Source organism: Limnohabitans sp. Bal53 (genome assembly GCF_003063355.1).
In the GTDB taxonomy this organism is placed as follows: domain Bacteria; phylum Pseudomonadota; class Gammaproteobacteria; order Burkholderiales; family Burkholderiaceae_C; genus Limnohabitans_A.
On record NZ_NESH01000001.1, the window covers coordinates 258,143 to 278,051 of the forward strand.

Annotated in this window: 19 protein-coding genes; 14 read left to right on the forward strand and 5 right to left on the reverse strand. The window is 62.5% G+C overall.

Annotated elements, in window-relative coordinates:
* Positions 1 to 89 precede the first annotated feature (89 nt).
* From B9Z50_RS01210 to B9Z50_RS01245, 8 genes are all read left to right on the forward strand, one after another.
* Entirely contained in the window at positions 90 to 1,292 is a 1,203-nt protein-coding gene (locus B9Z50_RS01210; RefSeq protein WP_108361884.1) for an aspartate aminotransferase family protein, read from the forward strand.
* On the forward strand, positions 1,289 to 2,257 hold the full coding sequence (argF, locus tag B9Z50_RS01215) for an ornithine carbamoyltransferase (protein WP_108361885.1): 969 nt from the start codon (positions 1,289 to 1,291) through the stop codon (positions 2,255 to 2,257). The genes B9Z50_RS01210 and argF overlap by 4 nt, the downstream gene beginning before the upstream one ends.
* Positions 2,258 to 2,303: 46 nt before the next feature.
* Positions 2,304 to 2,612, forward strand: coding sequence for a YkgJ family cysteine cluster protein (locus tag B9Z50_RS01220; protein WP_108361886.1), 309 nt, complete (start codon positions 2,304 to 2,306; stop codon positions 2,610 to 2,612).
* Between the two features lie 68 nt (positions 2,613 to 2,680).
* Entirely contained in the window at positions 2,681 to 3,307 is a 627-nt protein-coding gene (kynB, locus tag B9Z50_RS01225) for an arylformamidase (protein WP_108361887.1), read from the forward strand.
* Positions 3,308 to 3,330: 23 nt separating this feature from the next.
* The gene (gene kynU, locus B9Z50_RS01230) at positions 3,331 to 4,617 is read left to right on the forward strand and encodes a kynureninase (protein ID WP_199221646.1); all 1,287 of its coding nucleotides are present in this window, start codon (positions 3,331 to 3,333) and stop codon (positions 4,615 to 4,617) included.
* Positions 4,618 to 4,627: 10 nt separating this feature from the next.
* Complete coding sequence (gene kynA / locus B9Z50_RS01235; protein WP_108361888.1) at positions 4,628 to 5,509, forward strand: tryptophan 2,3-dioxygenase; 882 nt, start codon at positions 4,628 to 4,630, stop codon at positions 5,507 to 5,509.
* 205 nt (positions 5,510 to 5,714) lie between these two features.
* Positions 5,715 to 6,182, forward strand: a complete 468-nt coding sequence (locus tag B9Z50_RS01240) for a (2Fe-2S)-binding protein (protein WP_108362481.1) — start codon at positions 5,715 to 5,717, stop codon at positions 6,180 to 6,182.
* Positions 6,179 to 8,464, forward strand: a complete 2,286-nt coding sequence (locus tag B9Z50_RS01245) for a xanthine dehydrogenase family protein molybdopterin-binding subunit (protein WP_108361889.1) — start codon at positions 6,179 to 6,181, stop codon at positions 8,462 to 8,464. The genes B9Z50_RS01240 and B9Z50_RS01245 overlap by 4 nt, the downstream gene beginning before the upstream one ends.
* Positions 8,465 to 8,482: 18 nt before the next feature.
* Here the strand turns inward: B9Z50_RS01245 and B9Z50_RS01250 are convergent, their stop codons facing one another.
* On the reverse strand, positions 8,483 to 9,712 hold the full coding sequence (locus B9Z50_RS01250) for a lytic murein transglycosylase (protein ID WP_108361890.1): 1,230 nt from the start codon (positions 9,710 to 9,712) through the stop codon (positions 8,483 to 8,485).
* A 149-nt stretch (positions 9,713 to 9,861) separates the two neighbouring features.
* Positions 9,862 to 11,049, reverse strand: a complete 1,188-nt coding sequence (locus B9Z50_RS01255; protein ID WP_108361891.1) for an FAD-dependent monooxygenase — start codon at positions 11,047 to 11,049, stop codon at positions 9,862 to 9,864.
* 66 nt (positions 11,050 to 11,115) lie between these two features.
* On the opposite strand from B9Z50_RS01255, the gene yegQ reads away from it, so the two are divergent.
* The gene (gene yegQ / locus B9Z50_RS01260; RefSeq protein ID WP_108361892.1) at positions 11,116 to 12,483 is read left to right on the forward strand and encodes a tRNA 5-hydroxyuridine modification protein YegQ; all 1,368 of its coding nucleotides are present in this window, start codon (positions 11,116 to 11,118) and stop codon (positions 12,481 to 12,483) included.
* A 6-nt stretch (positions 12,484 to 12,489) separates the two neighbouring features.
* Here the strand turns inward: yegQ and B9Z50_RS01265 are convergent, their stop codons facing one another.
* Together B9Z50_RS01265 and B9Z50_RS01270 are read right to left on the reverse strand one after the other, a co-directional pair.
* Entirely contained in the window at positions 12,490 to 13,485 is a 996-nt protein-coding gene (locus B9Z50_RS01265) for an aldo/keto reductase (RefSeq protein WP_108361893.1), read from the reverse strand.
* Positions 13,486 to 13,721: 236 nt separating this feature from the next.
* Positions 13,722 to 14,744 carry a metal-dependent hydrolase gene (locus B9Z50_RS01270; protein WP_108361894.1) on the reverse strand — a complete coding sequence of 341 codons (1,023 nt, stop codon included), beginning with the start codon at positions 14,742 to 14,744 and terminating at the stop codon, positions 13,722 to 13,724.
* Between the two features lie 208 nt (positions 14,745 to 14,952).
* Here B9Z50_RS01270 and B9Z50_RS01275 point away from each other — a divergent pair, with 208 nt between their 5' ends.
* The 5 genes from B9Z50_RS01275 (at position 14,953) to dinB (ending at position 19,008) form a co-directional block, all read left to right on the forward strand.
* On the forward strand, positions 14,953 to 15,462 hold the full coding sequence (locus tag B9Z50_RS01275; RefSeq protein ID WP_108361895.1) for a hypothetical protein: 510 nt from the start codon (positions 14,953 to 14,955) through the stop codon (positions 15,460 to 15,462).
* Positions 15,390 to 15,728: a class I SAM-dependent methyltransferase gene (locus B9Z50_RS18125; protein WP_108361896.1), complete on the forward strand. Its 339-nt coding sequence runs from the start codon at positions 15,390 to 15,392 to the stop codon at positions 15,726 to 15,728. The genes B9Z50_RS01275 and B9Z50_RS18125 overlap by 73 nt, the downstream gene beginning before the upstream one ends.
* Positions 15,729 to 15,885: 157 nt before the next feature.
* On the forward strand, positions 15,886 to 16,386 hold the full coding sequence (locus tag B9Z50_RS01285; RefSeq protein WP_108361897.1) for a bacteriohemerythrin: 501 nt from the start codon (positions 15,886 to 15,888) through the stop codon (positions 16,384 to 16,386).
* A 123-nt stretch (positions 16,387 to 16,509) separates the two neighbouring features.
* Entirely contained in the window at positions 16,510 to 17,664 is a 1,155-nt protein-coding gene (locus tag B9Z50_RS01290) for an alpha-hydroxy acid oxidase (protein WP_108361898.1), read from the forward strand.
* Between the two features lie 114 nt (positions 17,665 to 17,778).
* Complete coding sequence (gene dinB, locus B9Z50_RS01295) at positions 17,779 to 19,008, forward strand: DNA polymerase IV (protein WP_233249763.1); 1,230 nt, start codon at positions 17,779 to 17,781, stop codon at positions 19,006 to 19,008.
* A 5-nt stretch (positions 19,009 to 19,013) separates the two neighbouring features.
* Here the strand turns inward: dinB and B9Z50_RS01300 are convergent, their stop codons facing one another.
* Entirely contained in the window at positions 19,014 to 19,784 is a 771-nt protein-coding gene (locus B9Z50_RS01300; protein ID WP_108362482.1) for an IclR family transcriptional regulator C-terminal domain-containing protein, read from the reverse strand.
* Between the last annotated feature and the right edge of the window lie 125 nt (positions 19,785 to 19,909).

Here is a 19,909-nt window from a genome sequence, read left to right on the forward strand (position 1 = left end):
GAACTGGCCAAGCACTGCCCTTTCTGCCTCTAAAATCTGCTTTCAGCGGCCTTCATCGTTGGGCCGATTTTTATTTCAGGAGTTCACGCATGTCCGCTCACATTGAAGCCGCCTCACCGCACACCATGAACACCTATGGCCGACTGCCGATCGCACTCAGCCATGGTCAGGGTTGCCGAGTCTGGGACGTCAATGGCAAGCCGTACCTCGATGCCCTCGCCGGCATCGCGGTGAACACCTTGGGCCACAACCACCCCGATCTGGTGCCCGCGCTGCAAGACCAGCTGGGCAAAATGATCCACAGCTGCAATTACTTTCATGTGCCCAACGCCGAGGTGCTGGCGGCCAAGTTGGTCGAGTTGTCGGGCATGACGAATGTGTTTTTCTGTTGCACGGGCCTGGAAGCCAACGAAGCGGCCATCAAACTGGCGCGCAAATACGGCCACGACAAGGGCATCGACAAGCCCGAGATCGTGGTCTACGAAAAAGCCTTTCATGGCCGCAGCATCGCCACCCTGAGCGCCACCGCCAACGAGAAGCTGAAAAAAGGCTTTGGCCCCATGCTCGAAGGTTTTGTGCGTGTGCCGGTCAACGACATCGAAGCCCTGAAAAAAGCCACCGAAGGCAACCCCAATGTGGTGGCGGTGTTCATGGAAACCATCCAGGGCGAAGGCGGCATCAACCCGATGCGCATCGAATACCTGCAGCAAGTGCGCGCCCTGTGCGACCAAAAAGACTGGCTGATGATGATCGACGAAGTGCAGTGCGGCATGGGCCGCACGGGCAAATGGTTCGCCCACCAATGGGCCGGCATCGTGCCCGACGTGATGCCGCTGGCCAAGGGCCTGGGCTCGGGCGTGCCGATTGGCGCGGTGGTGGCTGGCCCCAAGGCCGCCCACATCTTCCAGCCTGGTAACCACGGCACCACTTTTGGCGGCAACCCGCTGGCCATGCGGGCCGGGGTCGAGACCATCCGCATCATGGAAAAAGACGGCCTGATGGCCAACGCAGCTCGGGTCGGCGACCATCTGCGCGCTGCACTGGAAAAAGCCCTGGCAGGCGTTCAAGGCGTCAAGGAAATTCGCGGCCAAGGCTTGATGCTGGGCGTCGAACTTGACCGCCCCTGCGGTGCCATTTGGACGCGGGCAGCCGAAGCCGGCCTGCTGCTGAGCGTGACAGCCGACAGCGTGATCCGCTTGGTGCCCCCGCTCATCATGACCGAGGCCGAAGCCGACGAAGTGGTCGCCATTTTGGTGCCCCTGATCACCACCTTTTTGTCGGAGCCCGCATGAGCCTGACCCCACCTGTGCCCGTGCGGCACTACCTGCAGTTCACCGATCTCACGGCCGACGAGTACGCACATGTGTTTGCACGCGCCGCCGAGATCAAGCGCAAGTTCAAGGCCTACGAAAAATACCATCCACTGGCCGACCGCACGTTGGCCATGATTTTCGAAAAAGCCAGCACCCGCACCCGCGTGAGCTTTGAAGCGGGCATGTACCAACTGGGCGGCTCGGTGGTGCACCTGACCACCGGCGACAGCCAGCTGGGCCGCTCCGAGCCCATCGAAGACAGCGCCCGCGTGATCAGCCGCATGACCGACATCGTCATGATCCGCACCTACGGCCAAGACAAGATCGAGCGCTTTGCCTCGCACTCGCGCGTGCCCGTCATCAATGGCCTGACCAACGAATTTCACCCCTGCCAAATTCTGGCCGACCTGTTCACCCTGCTGGAGCACCGGGGCCTGGACGCCCTAGGTCAACCCGAACCGTCTTGCCTGAAGGGCAAAGTGGTGGCCTGGGTGGGTGACGGCAACAACATGGCCAATACCTGGCTGCAAGCGGCCGAATTGCTGGGCTTCACCGTACACCTGAGCACACCCAGCGGGTACGAGGTGGACCAGGCTGTGGCCGGTTTGCGCAGCGCAGACAGCTACAAAATCTTCAAAGACCCCGAAGACGCTTGCCGAGGCGCCGACCTGGTCACCACCGACGTGTGGACCAGCATGGGCTACGAAGCTGAGAACGAGGCCCGCAAGAAAGCCTTTGCCAACTGGTGCGTGGACGAAGCCATGATGCAAGTGGCCAAGCCCGACGCCCTGTTCATGCACTGCCTGCCCGCCCACCGTGGCGAAGAAGTCAGCGCCGAAGTCATCGATGGCCCGCAATCGGTGGTCTGGGACGAAGCCGAAAACCGCATGCATGTGCAAAAAGCACTGATGGAGTTTTTGCTCTTGGGCCGCGTGAACGCCTGATCTGTCACCCCGGACTTGATCCGGGGTCTATTCCCCATTTCACCCCATGTCCAATTGCACCACCTGCGGCGCTTGCTGCGTGAGTTTTCGGGTGGACTTTTCCGCGTACGAATACGAAGAAGGTGGCGGCGATGTGCCCGCAGGTTTGGCCTCGCCCATCACCGAGCACACCTGCCGCATGCGCGGCACCGACCACAGCCCGCCGCGCTGTGCGGCGCTGTATGGCAAAACGGGCGAGAAAGCGATTTGCGGCATTTACGAATGGCGGCCATCGCCCTGCCGCGAGTTTGAAGAAGGCAGCCCCGCCTGCGAGCAAGCAAGGCGACGTCACGGCCTGTCTGCGCTGAACGCCTAAGATCTTTTTCCTGGTTGTTGGAAATAACCGACACCACGGTTTTTGGGGTGGTGCTACCTTCGCTCACCATGAAAAAACTCTGGGATATTTCTCCGCCTGTTGATGCGCAAAGCCCGGTCTTTCCTAGCGACACGCCTTACACCCAGCAATGGGCGGCCACGCTGTCGAACACCTGCCCGGTCAACGTGAGCGCCATCACCCTGTCGCCCCATGTGGGCGCGCATGCCGATGCCCCGTTGCATTACGACCCGCAAGGCGCGGCGGTGGGCGCTTTGGACCTGCTGCCCTTTCTGGGCCGCTGCCGCGTCATCCACACGCTCAACGCCAGCCCACTGATCACCCTCTCGCATTTGCAACACGCGCTGGCCGATCTGCCACCACGCGTGCTGGTGCGCACTTACCGCCAGTTTCCGCTCACACAATTCGACACGCATCTCACCGGCTTTGACCCCGCCTGCGTGCAGCACCTGGCCGATCTGGGTGTGCTGCTGATCGGCACCGACAGCGCCAGCATCGACCCGGCCGACAGCAAAGCCTTGCCCAGCCACCAGGCGATCCGCCATCGCGGCCTGCGCGTGCTGGAAAACCTGCTGCTCGACGACGTGCCCGAAGGCGATTACGAGCTGATCGCCCTGCCCCTCAAACTCATGACCGCTGACGCCAGCCCCGTGCGGGCAGTCTTGCGCGAACTTTGAAACACGCTTTGAAAAACACCCCCATGATGAACCTCACCCCCACACTGCAAGACTGCGAACTGCTGGATGCACAAGACCCGCTGCGCGCCCTGCGCGATCAATTCGATTTGCCGCCTGGCGTGATTTATTTGGACGGCAACTCGCTGGGCGTGCTGCCCAAAACCGCCCCGGCCCGCGTGGCCCATGCCGTGACACACGAATGGGGCACCGATCTGATCAAAAGCTGGAACACCGCAGGCTGGTTCACTCTGCCCCAGCGCGTGGGCGACAAGATTGCCCACGTCATCGGTGCCCAGCCGGGCGAAGTGATCGCGGCCGACAGCACCTCGATCAACCTGTTCAAGGTGCTGGCCGCAGCGCTGCACATCGCCGCCGCCGACCACCCGCACAAAACCAAAATTGTCAGCGAGCGCAGCAACTTTCCAACTGACCTGTACATCGCAGAAGCTTTGTGCAAAGAACGCGGCTACACGCTACAACTGGTCGAAGCCGATGAGATCGCGGCCGCAATGCAAGCCGATGTGGCGGTGCTGATGCTCACCCACGTGAACTACCGCACCGGGGCCATGCACGACATGCAGGCCCTCACTGCACAGGCCCACGCCCAAAGCATCCTCACCGTATGGGACTTGGCGCACAGCGCGGGCGCGGTGCCTGTGGACCTGAACGGCTCGGGGGCCGACTTTGCGGTGGGTTGCGGCTACAAATACTTGAACGGTGGCCCCGGTGCGCCTGCGTTTGTATGGGTGCACCCACAGCACACCGACCGCTTTTGGCAACCGCTGGCCGGTTGGTGGGGCCATGCCGCACCGTTTGCCTTCACGCCCGATTACCAACCCGCCCAAGGCATCACGCGCTACCAGTGCGGCACCCAACCCATCTTGAGCCTCACCGCGCTCGACTGTGGCCTAGACGCTTTTCTGGCCGCCGAGTCGCTGGGCGGCATGGCTGCGCTGCGCCAAAAATCCCTGGCGCTCACGGGCCTGTTCATGCAGCTGGTGCGCACGCGCCTGCACGGCCACGGCTTTGGCATCGCCACCCCGGCTGAAGAAGCCCTGCGCGGCTCGCAAGTGAGCCTGACCCGAGCCGCAGGCGCTTACGCCATCGTGCAAGCCCTGATCGCGCGCGGCGTGATCGGTGACTTCAGGGCGGGCGACGGCGGCCAACACCCGGACATCCTGCGCTTTGGTTTCACGCCGCTGTATGTGGGCTATGCCGACGTCTGGAACGCCGCAGACCAGCTGTGCCAGGTGATGGCCAGCGGCGAATGGCAAGACGCCCGATTCACCCAAAAACACGCCGTGACCTGAAAGCCCCATCATGAGTTCTTGCCCTTTCCACACCAACACGGACAGTGCCAGCGCCGCCCCTGGCGAGCGCATCGTGCACGAAGAGCACGCCCAGCTCGACTTTGATGGCCGCATGAGCTACGGCGACTACCTGCAACTGGACGCCATCCTGAACGCCCAAAAACCGCTGTCGCCCGACCACAACGAAATGCTGTTCATCGTGCAACACCAGACCAGCGAGCTGTGGATGAAGCTCATGCTGCACGAGTTGCAAGCGGCCATGAGCGGCATCGCCAATGACCAGTTGCCCGACGCCTTCAAAAAACTCGCCCGCGTCAGCAAGATCATGGAGCAACTCGTCCACGCTTGGGACGTGCTGGCCACCATGACGCCGCCGGAGTACAGCGCCATCCGCCCTTATCTGGCGCAGTCCAGCGGCTTTCAAAGCTGGCAATACCGCTGCATCGAATTTGCGATGGGCAACAAAAACGCGGCCATGCTGCAGCCCCACGCGCACCGCCCTGATCTGTCTGCCACCGTGCAGGCGGCCTACGAAGCGCCGTCGCTCTATGACGAGTGCCTGCGCCTGTTGCAGCGCCGAGGCCTCGATGTGCCGAGCAGCCACACCCAACGCGATTGGCGAGAGCCCTACCCGGCCAGCGTTGCGGTGGAAGACGCCTGGCTCATGGTCTACCGCGACCCCCAACAACACTGGGACCTGTACCAGCTGGGCGAAGAGTTGACCGACTTGGAAGACGCCTTCCGCCTGTGGCGCTTTCGGCATGTGACCACGGTAGAGCGGGTGATCGGCTTCAAACGCGGCACGGGCGGCACCGGCGGCGTGAGCTACCTGCGCAAAATGCTGGACACCGTGCTCTTCCCCGAAATCTGGACACTGCGCACGCAACTGTGAGGGCGAAAGTGCCGTGTGGTTGATCGCGGTCAGAGACCGCTCCTACACAGCCCCCTCCCCTGTAGGAGCGGTCTCTGACCGCGAAGGGGCGGTTAGATAGCTCGCGCTCAGCGAGTTCGCTCACAAAGTCAAAGCCCTTCGGCACCGCGCGCGCATGCCCAAGACCGTTAACATCACGCCTCATCAACACCCCCCAAAGAACACCGTGCAACTGAACATCAACGGCCAAAGCCGCACCGCCACCGCTGACCCCAGCACGCCCCTGCTGTGGGTGCTGCGCGATGAACTCAACCTCACCGGCACCAAATTCGGCTGCGGCATCGCCGCTTGCGGGGCTTGCACCGTGCATGTGGACGGGCAGCCCGTGCGCTCTTGCGTGACACCCACGTCTGCGGTGGCGAACCAACAAATCAAAACCATCGAATCCTTAGGCACGGCAGAAAAGCCCCACCCCCTGCAAACCGCGTGGATCGCCGAGCAGGTGCCGCAATGCGGTTACTGCCAAAGCGGCATGTTGATGGCCGCGGCCGCCTTGCTGGACAAAAATCCCCAGCCCAGCGACGCAGACATCGACGCCGCCATGACCAACCTGTGCCGCTGCGGCACTTACCAACGTGTGAGAGCGGCCATCCACAGGGCGGCTGCTGCCATGAAGAAAGGCGGTGCCGCATGAAACGCCGCACCTGGATTTTGAGCGCCCTGGGCGCTACCGGCGCACTCGTGGTGGGCTGGGGCGCAATGCCCGCCCGCTCGCGCCTGGGTTCGCCCGAATTGATGCTGCCCACACAAGGCGATGTGGCACTGAATGGCTGGATCAAGATTGCCGCCGATGGCGCGGTGGTGCTGGCCATGCCGCGCAGCGAAATGGGCCAAGGCGTGCACACCGCGCTGGCCATGCTGGTGGCCGAAGAGCTGGATGTGCCACTGGAACGCGTGCGCTTGGAGCAAGCCGGGGCCGACAGCATTTACGGCAACGTGGCCATGCTGTTGGCGAGCCTGCCCTTTCACCCGCTGGACAGTGAGGGCGAACACAAACCTGCCAAGATCAAACTGGCCGAGTGGATGGTGGGCAAAATCGCCCGCGAGCTGGGCATCAACGCCACGGGCGGATCGTCTTCGGTGGCCGACCTGTGGGAGCCGCTGCGCATGGCCGCCGCCACCGCACGCGCCAGCCTGGTGCAGGCCGCTGCCACCGCTTGGAAGGTGATCGCCAGCGAGATCACCGTGCGCGACGGCGTGATGCAACACGCCTCCGGCCAAAAGGCGCATTACGGCCAAATGGGTGCAGCGGCAGCAGGCAGCACCCCGGCCAACATCACACCCAAAGCCCGCGCGGACTGGAAGCTGATCGGCCAAAGCGCTGCGCGCAGCGACATCCCAGCCAAAGTCATGGGCCAGGCGCAGTTCGGCATGGACATGCGCTTACCCGGCCTGCTGTTTGCGGCCGTGCGCATGAACCCGGTGCTGGGTGGCGCAGCCGCCCCCATGGACACCCAGGCCGCACTGGCCTTGCCAGGCGTGAGCCAAGTGGTAGCGCTGGACGCTTGGGGCGGTGGCACAGGCGGTTTGGCCGTGGTGGCCAGCAACACCTGGCAGGCCCGCCAAGGCGCACAAGCCGTGAAGGTGCAGTGGCCCACAGCTGCTGCGGGTGCATCAGGTGCATCAGGTGCCGTAGACACCACCCGCATCCAGGCCGATCTGCTCAAGGCCCTGAACACCGAAAGCGGCTTCACCTTCCACGAGCAAGGCCTGCCACTCAAGGCCGAGCAAACGGCGGCCAGCCGCATCGACGCGCTGTACCAAGCGCCCTATCTGGCCCACGCCACCATGGAGCCGATGAACTGCACCGCACAGGTCAAAGACGGCAAAGTCGAAGTGTGGGTGCCCACCCAGGTGCCACAAATGGCGCGTGCCATGGCCGCCAAAGTGGCGGGCGTCAAAGAAGACCAAGTCACCGTGCATGTGACGCTGCTGGGCGGCGGTTTTGGTCGCAGGCTGGAGGTCGACTTTGTCGGCCAGGCCGTGCAAGTGGCCTTGGCCTGCAAGGGCGCACCCGTGCAGTTGGTCTGGTCGCGCGAAGAAGACATGACCCACGACTTTTACCGACCGATGCACCTGGCCAAATTCCAGGCGTCCATCGACGCTCAGGGCGAAGTCAGCAGCTTGCGCATCAAGTCGGCAGGCGACGCCATCACCCCACGCTGGATGGCACGCGCCGCGCCGCACCTGTCGGGCCCCATCGACATGCCCGACAAAACCACATCCGAGGGCCTGTTCGATTTGCCCTACGGCTTTTTGAACCAACACATGAGCCATGTGGCCACCAAGTCGGGCGTACCCGTTGGCTTCTGGCGCTCGGTGGGCCATTCGCACAACGCCTTCTTCTCGGAAAGCTTCATCGACGAACTGGCCTTGGCCACAAAACAAGACCCTCTGGCCTTCCGCCTGAAGCTGTTGAAAGACGCCCCGCGTTATGCGGCCGTGTTGCAGCTGGTGGCCGACAAAGCAGGCTGGGGCAAGCCCTTACCCGCAGGCCGCGCACAAGGCATCGCGCTGCACAAGTCATTCGGCTCCATCGTGGCACAAGTGGCCGAAGTTTCGGTCGAGCAAGGCCAGATCCGCGTGCACCGCGTGGTGTGTGCCATCGACTGCGGCACCGTGGTCAACCCGGACACCGTGGCCCAGCAAATGCAAAGCAGTGTGGTCTACGCCCTGAGCGCTGCTTTGTTCGGGCAGATCGACATCATGGACGGCGTGGTGCAGCAAAGCAATTTTCCGAGCTACCCCATGGTCACGCTCAGCCAGGCACCGGTTGTGGAAACCCACATCGTGCCCAGCAACCGCCACCCGGCAGGCGTGGGTGAACCGGCCGTGCCGCCGCTGGCCCCAGCGGTGGGCAATGCATTGTTTGCTTTGACGGGCAAAAGGCTGAGGGCTTTGCCGCTCAAGGTGTGAGCCCAGCCCCCGGGTGAATCACCCGCCGCGCAAAGCCTTGAGGATTTTTTGGCCACCTCGGCCAGTGGCGTCTAGCCCTAAGCGCTTTTGTTCGGCGCGGATCGCCTCGCGCGATTTGTCGCCCAACATGCCGTCAATGGGGCCGATGTCATGGCCACGCATCACCAGCATACCTTGCAACTCGCGCCGCTCGGCGCGGGACAGGCCCGCGTCATCGGTGGGCCAGGGCGTGGCGAAGGGGCCAGCGCCGCGCAGGCGGTCGCTCAGGTGGGCAATGGCCAGGCCATAGCTTTCGGCCGCGTTGTAGCTGTAGAGCGCGTCAAAGTTGCGCGTGACCAAAAAGGCCGGACCATTGGCCCCCGCCAGCGTCAGCAAACCGACCGAGCCCAAATTGGCGGGCAAGGCCGAGCCGTCCACCCGGCGCACGCCCCGTGCGGCCCAATCGGCCACAGGGCGCTTGGCCCGGCGGCCCTCGCCTGCCAAGGAAATGCCTGCAGGCAGCTTGACTTCGATGCCCCAAGGCAAGCCACTTTGCCAACCCGCACGCGCCAAAAAGTTGGCGGTTGAGCCCAGCGCGTCCACGCTGCTGTCCATCAGGTCGGCGCGCCCATCACCATCAAAGTCCACCGCCAAGCGCTCGAAAGTGCTGGGCATGAACTGGGTGTGGCCAAAGGCCCCCGCCCACGAGCCCACGAAACGCTCGGGTGCGATGTGTCCGGCCTGCAAAATGCGCAGCGCCGAGAAAAACTCACCCCGGAAATAACTTTGCCGCCGACCGTGACACGCCAGGGTGCCCAGCGCCTGCACCAACGGGTATTTGCCAAAGGTCTGACCAAAATTGCTCTCCACACCCCAGACCGCGACCACCGTGGCCGCATCCACGCCAAAACGTTGCTCTGCCCGTTCGAGCGCCTGGCGATGCTCAGTCAGGCGGGCTTGGCCATCGGCCACGCGCTCTTCGTCCACCAGGGCCGACATGTAATCCCAAATGGCGGTGCGAAATTCGGGCTGAAAGTTCAACTTTTCAATCACGCTGAAGTCGGCCTGCAGCCCCGCTGTGTGGCGCGCCCAGGTGGCGTCACTCACCTTGCCTGTACGAGCAGCCGGGCGCAGCTCTGCCATGCAGGCCGATAAATCGGTGCTTTGTGCCCACGCGCTGGGTGCGAGCCAAGAAAAGGCCAACACCGCGCTCATGCAGGCGGTGCGCACCCAAGCTCCAGTGCATGGGTTCGATTGGCTTGGTGTCATGAAAATGTCCCTGAAAATTTGAATGTGTCTGAGTGCATCTCAATGCGCGCCAGCGAATGTACAGGGGAAATCTGATGAACGGCAAAGGCTTGGTTTTGGCGGGTTGTGATGTGAATTCAGCCCCCTGTTCTGACTTGAAATCTCGGCTTTCAGAGGTCTGTTGGGGGCCCACCTCCGTACAACCAAGGCACATCCATCACACGCTCGCCCATGAGCCGCATTGACAGGTTGCGCCCCAACGCCACAGCGCCTTGGGCGTGGAAGATGCGGCCGTTTCGGATGGCGCGCGCTTGCACGCGGGCGTTGCGCGCCCAACGAGCTTGGGCATAGGCCTGCAGCTGCGCGGGCACTGTCGCGTTGCCCGCGCTCAAGCACTGCGCCAAGGCCTGTGCATCTTCGATGGCCATGCCCGCACCTTGCGCCAAATACGGCCGCATCGGGTGGGCCGCGTCGCCCAGCAAAGCCACGCGGCCTTGGACCATGTCGCCGGCCCCGCTCACGGGCGCTCGGTCGTGCAGCGCCCACTGTCGCCAAGCGGGCACCGATGCCAAACGCTCGTGCAAATCACGGCCCACCGCGCCCATGGCCTGCATCAGCGCCTGGTTGTTCCCAGCCTGGTCCCAGTCTTGCGCTGGGTCCGCTTTCGCACCGTGCACGATGGCCACACAGTTGAGCCATTGCCCACAGCGCACCGGGTAATGCACCACATGCAGTCGCGGCCCCATCCAGACGGTGACTTGGTCGCTGCGCAGGTGCGCGGGCAAATCGGCCTGCGCCACCAGCGCCCGGTAAGCCAGGTGCCCGGTAAAGCGCGCCGGGGCATCGCCCAAGAGTTGCTGGCGCACCCTGCTCCACACGCCATCGGCGCCAATCAAGGCGCTGGCCTGAAGACTCAGGCCTTCCACCGTGTTCACTTGCAAAGCCGTTTCGCTGCTCTGCCAGCCTTGCACGGTCTGCCCCAGCCGCAGGTCCACCCCTGCGCCTTGGCCCGCCCTTTGCAGCAAGCCCTGCAAATCGGCGCGGTGGATGGTGGCATAAGGCGCGCCGTAACGTGTCTGTGCCCGCTCGCCCAAAGGCAAGGTGCCCAGCACCTGCCCAGTTTGCGCATCGCGCGCTTGCAACTGCTCAGGGAATGCCGCCACCTGTGCCAGCGCATCGCCCAAACCCCAGGCCTGCAAAATGCGCGTCACATTCGGGCCGATCTGGATGCCCGCGCCCACCTCGCTCAACGCAGCGGCCCGCTCCAACAATTGCACAGGCAGGCCCTGCCGGGCACAGGCCAATGCAGCAGCCAAGCCGCCGATGCCACCGCCTGCGATCACCACTTTTTTGTGCATGTCTCTTGTCATTCGTCAATTGTGCCCCGGCCGCAGTACGTTCTAAAAATTGGACAATTGCAGGGTATGACGACGATCAAATCCCCAGAACTTTTATTGCCCGCCGGCTCACTCGACAAAATGCGCGCCGCCTACGACTTTGGTGCCGACGCCATCTATGCAGGCCAGCCGCGTTACAGCCTGCGGGCGCGCAACAACGAATTCAAGCTGGAGCAAATCGGCATCGGCATTGCCGAAGCCCACGCACGGGGCAAAAAGTTTTTTGTCACCAGCAACCTGCTGCCGCACAACGACAAGGTACGCACCTACCTGCGCGACATTGAGCCGGTGATTGCCATGAAGCCCGACGCGCTGATCATGGCCGACCCTGGCCTGATCATGATGGTGCGTGAAAAGTGGCCCGATATGCCGATTCACCTGTCGGTGCAGGCCAACACCGTCAACTGGGCGGCCGTGAAATTTTGGCAAAAAATGGGCGTGACCCGCATCATCTTGTCACGCGAATTGAGCCTGGACGAGGTTGAGAAAATCCGCCAGGAATGCCCGGACATGGAGCTGGAAGTGTTTGTGCACGGCGCGCTGTGCATTGCCTACTCGGGCCGTTGCCTGCTGTCGGGCTACTTCAACCGGCGCGACCCCAACCAGGGCACCTGCACCAACGCCTGCCGCTGGAGCTACGGCACCCAAGAAGCCACCGACGAGACCGACTCCGGCGAAGTCAAACCGATCAAGATGGACGGCGACTTCAGCTTTGAGCAAGAGCAAGAAGCCGCCGAGAAAAACTTCTCGGCCTGCGGCGACGGCCAGCGCCACCCGGCCGCCGACAAGGTGTACCTGATCGAAGAAGCCAACCGGCCCGGTGCGCTCATGCCCATCATGGAAGACGAGCACGGCACCTACATCATGAACAGCAAGGACTTGCGCGCGGTCGAGTTGATCGAACGCCTGGTCAAGATCGGCGTGGACTCGCTCAAGATCGAAGGCCGCACCAAGAGCCTGTATTACGTGAGCCGCACCGCGCAGGTCTACCGCCGCGCCATCGACGACGCGGTGGCCGGTCGCCCCTTCAACCCCGAACTCATCAGCGAACTCGACGGCCTGGCCTCACGCGGCTACACCTCGGGCTTTTTGGAGCGCCGTCCTGCGCAGGACTACCAAAACTACGAAACCGGCCACTCGGTCGGCCACCGCAGCCAGTTTGTGGGTGAAGTGCGTGAAGTGGGCGAAGGCTGGGCGCTGGTCGAGACCAAGAACAAATTCTCGGTGGGGGACACGATCGAAATCATCCACCCCAGCGGCAACCGCAAGGTGCCGCTGACGCAGATGAAGAGCGAAAAAGGGGAAGCCATCGAGGTGGCCCCAGGCAGCCCGCTCAGAGTGTGGATTCCTATGGATGGCCCGGCCAAAGGCGCTTTGATTGCACGGATGTTCTAAGCGCGGTCAACGCCCGTTCAGCGGATAAGACGGATCGTTGTAACCCGGTGTCGACGGATGGCCCGGAGCCACCAGACGGTTGACCAAGGCCTCGTCTTCGGCGGTGATGGTCACCTCCAAAGCACCGGCGTAGTCTTGCCACTGCGCCAGCGTGCGCGGCCCTGCGACGACCGCGCTCACGTAGCGGTTGGCCAGCACCCAGGCGGTGGCAAAGTGCGCCAGCGAGACGCCTTTGGCCTCGCAATGCTGGCGCAGCGTTTGCGCAATGTGCAGCGACTCTTGGCGGAACTCGGTCTCCATGATGCGTTTGTCGCCACGCGCCGCCCGGCTTCCCTCGGCGGGCGTTTGGCCAGGTGCATATTTGCCCGTGAGCACGCCGCGTGCAATCGGGCTGTAGGGCACCACGCCCAGGCCGTAGTGCCCGCAGGCCTCCAAAATTTCCACTTCGGGCAAGCGGGTGAGCAGGTTGTAATAAGGCTGACACACCACCGGCGCGGGCATGTTCATCTGGCGGGCCAGGTTGACCATTTCGGCAATTCGCCAGCCACGGAAATTGGAGACGCCCCAATAGCGGATCTTGCCGTCACGCAGCAAAGCCTCAATGCCCCGCAGGGGCTCCTCCAGGTCCATGCCGTTGTAGTCGCGGTGCAGGTAATAAATGTCCAGGTGGTCGGTGTCCAGACGGCGCAAGCTGTCTTCGCAAGCCCGCAGCATCCAGCTGCGCGAGTAACCCTGGCAGTTGGGCTGGGACGTCATGGGGTTGCCCACCTTGCTGGCCAACACCCAGTGATGACGCTGCCCCTTGAGCACCTGGCCCACGATCTCTTCGGTTTTTCCGAGCATGTAAACATCGGCCGTGTCGATGAAATTACAGCCTTTTTCTTGCGCATCGGCGACGATGCTGCGTGCATCTTCCAGCGGCGTCTGGTCGCCGAACATCATGCTGCCCAAGCACAGGCGGGACACTTTCAGGGGGCTTTTGCCCAGGGTGGTGGTTTTCATGTTGAGGTCCTTGACAAAGACGATGCACGCCAGAGGTTAAACCCATGCCCCCCAAGAACCTGTCACCCGTGTTGCGGGGTGCGTTGGACGCCAGAGTCCACGGTTCCTGGGTAGGCCAGCAACCCCTGTCCTCGTCGGCCTGTCTGTTGACTGGATAGAGGGCACCATCACCCTTGGCAAAAAGGCCCGGGGGTATGTCCCTTTGAAAAGCCTCCTCAAGCGACTTCTTGCGTGGCCTAAGGCCTGGCCGAGCCTGGAGGGGGCACATCGCGACCCCGCATCCGCTGACCCAACCATTGCAGGCCTTGGTCGACATTTATGCGGCGGCTGAGTTGCTCAGACACAGGGTAAGGTTGGCCCGCTGCGAGTGGGGGACCGATGTCAAAAGAGAACACGTATTCGGGCTCCTGCCCCATGCGCAGGTCAGTCACAACCAGGCTATCGCCTTGGCGCTGCAACTTGAAAAACCCGTCGGTGAACCGATCCAAGCGCTGCAGCTGCGGGTGGGCGGCGTTTTGCGCAGCCAACGCCCCACCGCGCTCGTGCGCCACAAAGCGAATGGCACGCCCGCCATCCATCAGGGCATAAAAGCCTTCGTGAAAGCGCTCACCATCGAGCGCCACCACGCGCCACACCAAGGTGCTCAAGGGCGCGGGGGTCACCATCAACTGCTGGCTGGGCAGGCCTTGTGATTGCAAAGACTGGCGGGCGTGTTGCGTCACCCCCCATTGCGCCAGCGCACTCCAGGCCAAGTAAGCGGTGCTGAACGCCAACGCCCAGCCGTTGATGGCCAAAGCACGCCCCACCGTTTTGACACGCAGCGCCGCCACCACGCCCGCCAGCAAGGGAAGTGAATACAACGGGTCGATGATGAACATGCTGCCCAAACCATAGGCCTCGTCGGTGAAGGGCTGGAACACCTGGGTGCCGTAAATCGTCATCAGGTCCAACAAGGGGTGCGTGACCAGCGCCAGCATGAGCGCCCACCACCAACGGCCATAGAGCTGCGGCTGGCGGTGTAGGCGGCTCACCGCCCAGGCCATCGGGAACGCAAAGAGCGTCAGTAACAGCAAGGCATGCGTCTCGGCGCGGTGCCGGATCATGTTCAAGATCGGATCGCCGTGGTCCAGCAACACATCCAGATCGGGCAGCAGGCCCGCCACGCCGCCCCACAGGACCGACTTCCAAAGCGCGGTGCGCCGCCCCATGACAGCCACCCCAATTGAGGCGCCCAAAAGTACTTGTGTGACGGAATCCATGGTGCTGTTCTAGGAGAGTGACTTGACGAAGGTCAACACCATATCGGCTTTTATAAGCCCTCAGACCTTACAGGCCGTTGTTCGGGCCGTGGGCGCATGACCAAAAAGGTCTACACCTGCGCCAGATGGCCCGGACTTTGACCTGCATCAGACACACGGTTGCTGAGCACTTTTAAAAAGCAGGGTTCAGACCACAATGAGACAGGCCATGAGACAAGCGAACCCTTCACGCAGCATCCCCACTTTGGACGCGGTGCCCAGCACACTGTGGGTGCCTTTGGTGGCCAGGGCGCGTGGGGCCAAAATTTACCCGTGGCTGGACCCTCAAGACACACAGGCGCAGCAGGTGCTGCGAAACAACCCTCTGGCGATGGACTCGCTGCTGCAGGACCGCGCCTCGGTGCTCAATGTGCTTTGGCGCACCCGTTTGATCAAACAAATAGGCGATGCGTTTTTTCAGCAACACCCTGGGGCTGTGGGCATCAATCTGGGCGCGGGATTGTCGGATTATTTTCAGTGGCTGGACAACGGGCACAACCACTGGCTGGATGTGGATCTAGAGCCGGTGGTGGCGATGCGCCATGAACTGCTGAACCCGCACTCGGACACCGCGCAAAACGGGCACATGGACCTGCGCCAACCGGGATGGTGCAGCGCCTGCCCGCAAGCGTGCGCGATGCCAATGCACCCCTGCTGCTCGTCTGCGAAGGCGTGCTGATGTACCTCACGCCCACACAGGTCAAGGCCGTGCTGCAAGAGATTGGCGAAAACGCACCCGAAGGCTCTGAGCTGGTGTGCGACTTCATGACGCCACTGTGCATTGGGCTTTGGCCCCCAGCGTGTCGGGCAGTGGGGCGCAGTTTTTATGGGGTGCCCACAACGGACTGGAAGTGGCCCGGTTGCACCCCCGACTTGAGCTGCTGGCGCAACACACGGTGGCCGAAGCCTATGGTCCCGCTTGCTGTTGGGCCGAGATGTGTCTGAGCCCCTGGACGGGCGGGCCTCTGTATGGCTTGGCTCACCTGCAAATCACCGAACCCTGAAAAGGCGCCTGGGTCCTGAATGCCCCCCAGGACTGCGGGCCGCAGCCTTGGCGTGATAATCAGGCGTTATTTTGTGCAGTCTTGTTCACTTCAACGCCATGACCACCACCGCAACACCCGACGCAGCCCCCAACTTGATGCTCTGGACCGACTCGCTCCACACGGGGGACGCCCGCATGGACGAAACGCACCAAGAGTTTGTGGACATGATCAACCAGATTCTGGCCACCCCCGAAGACCAGCAGCTGCCGCTCTACAAGGCATTTTTGAACCACACGGTCGAGCACTTCGCACAAGAAGAGCGCTGGATGTTGGCTACAGGGTTTTCGGCCGACAACTGCCACGCGGAGCATCACGCCACGATATTGGAGACCATGCGCGTGGTCGAAGCCCACTACCTGGACAGCGACCCCACCATCATCACCCGCATGGCCGAAGCACTGGCCGAGTGGTTTCCGGGGCACGCGGGCAGCATGGACGCTGGCCTGGCTGCACACCTCAAATCCGTGGGCTTTGACAGCGTGACCGAAACCCTGGCCGACCCCTCGGCCATCCAAAACGTGACCATGTCGGGTTGCGGCAGCGTCAGCTGCAGCTGAGGGCGACGGCAATTCCACAATAAATTTCAAACGGGCTGTCTCAAGTTTCACAGCCCCCGCCAAGGCCTGCGGCTACGATGGGGCACTTTCAAAAACCGCCCTACCCCCTGCAGGAGACAAGTCATGCCCGTGATCACCAACATCGAAGACCTGCGCGTTTTGGCCGAAAAACGCGTGCCGCGCATGTTTTACGACTACGCCGACAGCGGCTCCTGGACCGAAGGCACCTACCGCGCCAACGAAACGGACTTCCACAAGATCAAGCTGCGCCAGCGCGTGGCGGTGAACATGGAAAACCGCACCACCGCCACCAAGATGGTCGGCATCGACACCAAGATGCCCGTGTGCATCGCCCCGGTGGGCCTGACTGGCATGCAGCACGCCGACGGCGAAATGCACGCCGCCATGGCGGCCAAGAAGTTCGGCATCCCCTTCACGCTGTCGACCATGAGCATTTGCTCTATCGAAGACATCGCTGCCCACACCCAAGCGCCGTTCTGGTTTCAGCTCTACATGATGCGAGACCGCGAGGCCATGGCCCGCATGATCGACCGCTGCAAGGCTGCCAACGTGAGTGCGATGGTGCTCACACTCGATTTGCAGGTGATCGGCCAGCGCCACAAAGACCTGAAAAATGGTCTGACCGCGCCACCCCGCCCCACGGTTGCCAACATCATCAACCTGATGACCAAGCCGCGCTGGTGCTTGGGCATGGCTGGCACAAAGCGCCATACCTTTGGCAACCTGGTGGGACACGTCAAAGCCGTGACCAACATGAAGTCGCTGGCCTCTTGGACCAACGAACAGTTTGACCCGACGCTCAATTGGGAAGACATCGCCTGGGTCAAGAGGCAATGGGGCGGCAAGCTGATCTTGAAGGGCATCATGGACGTGGAAGACGCCAAACTGGCCGTGGCCAGCGGGGCCGACGCGATTGTGGTGAGCAACCACGGCGGCCGCCAGCTCGACGGCGCCCCCAGCAGCATCGAAGCCTTGCCGGCCATCGTGGCGGCCGTGGGCGACCAAATCGAAGTCTGGATGGACGGCGGCATCCGCAGTGGACAAGATGTACTCAAAGCCTGGGCGCTGGGTGCCAAAGGTGTCATGATCGGCCGCGCCATGGTTTATGGCCTGGGCGCCATGGGCGAAGAAGGCGTGACCAAAGCGCTGCAAATCATCCACAAAGAGCTGGACGTGACCATGGCCTTTTGCGGCCACACCAACATCCAGAACGTGGGCACCAACATCTTGCTGCCCGGCACTTTTCCGACCGCCTAAAAACCCCGCTGGGGCCCTTTTGCTGCAAGAGAAGCCCTGCGCTGACGCTATGCTTCAAGGGTGACCGACACAACGCCCTCTTCGCCACTGCCCCGGCGCATTGCCCACCTCGACATGGACGCGTTTTACGCGTCCTGCGAGTTGCTGCGTTACCCGCAGCTCAAAGGCATGCCGGTCGTCATTGGTGGCGGCAGGCGCAAAGAAGACGACCTGCTGGGCAAGCTGCAAGCGGCCTACCCCGAGGACGAGTGGACCGAAGAGACCATTGGCGAGCGATTGGACCGCATTCCAGTGGATTTTTTCCCACGCTTGAATGGCTACACCGGGCGCGGCGTCATCACCACCGCCACCTATGCGGCCAGGCAGTTTGGGGTCGGCTCTGCCATGGGATTGATGAAAGCCGCCAAGCTCTGTCCGCAGGCCATCATGCTCCCGGTGGACTTTGAGCGTTACCGTCACTTCTCGCGCACCTTCAAAAACATCATCACTGAGATCGCCCCCGTCATGCAGGACCGGGGGGTGGACGAGGTCTATATCGACTTCACCAACGTGCCCGGCGGCCAGCGCGAAGGCGGGCGTGTTCTGGCGCGATTGATTCAGAAAAGCATTTTTGAGGCCACGGGCCTGACCTGCTCGGTGGGCGTAGCCCCCAACAAGCTGATTGCCAAAATGGCCAGCGAGTTCAACAAACCAAACGGCATCTCGGTCGTGCACGAGGCCGACCTGCAAACCCTGATCTGGCCGCTGGCTTGCCGCAAGATCAACGGCGTGGGCCCCAAGGCCGATGAAAAGCTCAAGGGCTTTGGCATCCACGCCATCGGCGATCTGGCCGCTCGCGAGCTGCCTTGGTTGATGGCGAACTTTGGCAAAAGCTACGGTGCTTGGCTGCACGAAGCGGCCTGGGGCCGCGACGACCGCCCGGTGGAAACCGAGAGCGAGCCCGTCAGCATGAGCCGCGAAACCACGTTCGAGCGCGACCTGCACGCCGTTCGCGACCGTGCAGAACTTGGGGCCATCTTCACTCGGCTGTGCGAGCAGGTGGCAGCCGATTTGCAGCGCAAAGGCTATGAAGGCAAAACCATCGGCATCAAACTGCGCTACGACAACTTTCAGTCCGTGACGCGCGACCAAAGCCTGAGCGACTCCACCGCTGATGCCAAACGCATCCGGCAAGTGGCAGGACAGTGCCTCAAGCGCGTTCAGCTAGAACGGCGCATTCGTCTGCTGGGTGTCAGGGTGGGCTCGTTGGTCAAGGCAGGGGGGAAACCTGCCCTGAACCAGAACGTATTGGCTCAAGAAACCGGTCTGGGCTTGCAAGGGCAGTTGCTGTTCACAGACGATTGAACGGGTCACAAAAAAGGACGCAACTCTCGCGCTGACTCCTGCAACAGTGGCAGCCATTTGTGCTGTACCGCGGCATCGCTCAACTGCTGCGCTGTGCCCACCACATTCAGCGCGGCCAATGTCCGCCCCTGCATGTTGCGCAGCGGCACCGCCAGCGCATGGATACCCAGCTCATGTCCCTCGCGGGCCAAACAGTGGTCTGCTTGGCGCACCTGCGTGATCATGGCCTTGAAACGGGCGATGTTCACCTCGGTTTGTGGCGTGATGCGGGCCAACTCTCGGCCCTTGAGCCAAGCGGCCAAATCGGCCTTGGGCAAGCTGGCCAGCAGCACCCGCCCGGTGGACGTGGCATGCGCTGGCAAGCGTGCCCCCAAGTGCAGGCCATAGGCCAAGTGCCGCACCGGCTCGGCCACGCCCGCACTGCGGGCCACAATGACGCATTCATCGCCATCGCGCACCACCGCGCTGAAGGCCGCCTGTGTTTGCGCGGCCAAGCGGTTGAGTGTGGGCTGCAGTGTGCGAGGCAAACGCGAAGTGGCCATGTAACTGCCCGCCAGACGCAACACCCGCGCCGACAACCAGTAATGCGAGCCATCGGTCTCCAGATAACCCAGCTCGGCCAACGTGAGCAAATGCCGCCGCGCCGCCGCCCGCGTGATGCCCGTGCGCTGCGCGGCCAAGGTCGCGTTCAAGCGTTGACGCTCGGTGTCAAAAGCCTCCAGCACAGCCAGCCCCTTGGCCAAGCCTTCGATGTAGTCTGCTTTAGCGATCGTCATGGGAGCACCTCGAATCAACAAGCCCAAGCTGCAAAGGTCGGACTGCAAGATCATTTTTGATACAGGTCATTTTGCGCGATCATCGCACAAATTAACTTTTTATCGCACAAACTTCATCAACCCGC